The sequence below is a fragment of the Serratia sp. CoH_134_PS_4 genome, assembly GCF_058190535.1.
In genome coordinates this window covers 1-765 of the sequence record NZ_JBXWKI010000043.1, presented here as the reverse complement: position 1 = coordinate 765, position 765 = coordinate 1, and the positions used below count along the sequence as shown (strand labels likewise).

Annotated in this window: 1 protein-coding gene; it reads left to right on the top strand. The window is 53.5% G+C overall.

Features of this window, described 5'->3' with window-relative positions; translation table 11 throughout:
• Positions 1–52: 52 nt before the first annotated feature.
• Positions 53–750 (top strand): IS1-like element IS1B family transposase gene (locus AC2FCQ_RS24635; RefSeq protein WP_095033700.1). Its coding sequence is split into 2 segments (ribosomal slippage): positions 53–302 and positions 302–750, totalling 699 coding nucleotides; the frame shifts between segments, so codons are not numbered across the junction.
• The last annotated feature ends 15 nt before the right edge of the window (positions 751–765 follow it).

Here is a 765-nt window from a genome sequence, read left to right as displayed (position 1 = left end):
GATGCTGCCAACTTACTGATTTAGTGTATGATGGTGTTTTTGAGGTGCTCCAGTGGCTTCTGTTTCTATCAGCTGTCCCTCCTGTTCAGCTACTGACGGGGTGGTGCGTAACGGCAAAAGCACTGCCGGACATCAGCGCTATCTCTGCTCTCACTGCCGTAAAACATGGCAACTGCAGTTCACTTACACCGCTTCTCAACCCGGTACGCACCAGAAAATCATTGATATGGCCATGAATGGCGTTGGATGCCGGGCAACCGCCCGCATTATGGGCGTTGGCCTCAACACGATTTTCCGCCATTTAAAAAACTCAGGCCGCAGTCGGTAACCTCGCGCATACAGCCGGGCAGTGACGTCATCGTCTGCGCGGAAATGGACGAACAGTGGGGATACGTCGGGGCTAAATCGCGCCAGCGCTGGCTGTTTTACGCGTATGACAGGCTCCGGAAGACGGTTGTTGCGCACGTATTCGGTGAACGCACTATGGCGACGCTGGGGCGTCTTATGAGCCTGCTGTCACCCTTTGACGTGGTGATATGGATGACGGATGGCTGGCCGCTGTATGAATCCCGCCTGAAGGGAAAGCTGCACGTAATCAGCAAGCGATATACGCAGCGAATTGAGCGGCATAACCTGAATCTGAGGCAGCACCTGGCACGGCTGGGACGGAAGTCGCTGTCGTTCTCAAAATCGGTGGAGCTGCATGACAAAGTCATCGGGCATTATCTGAACATAAAACACTATCAATAAGTTGGAGTCATTACC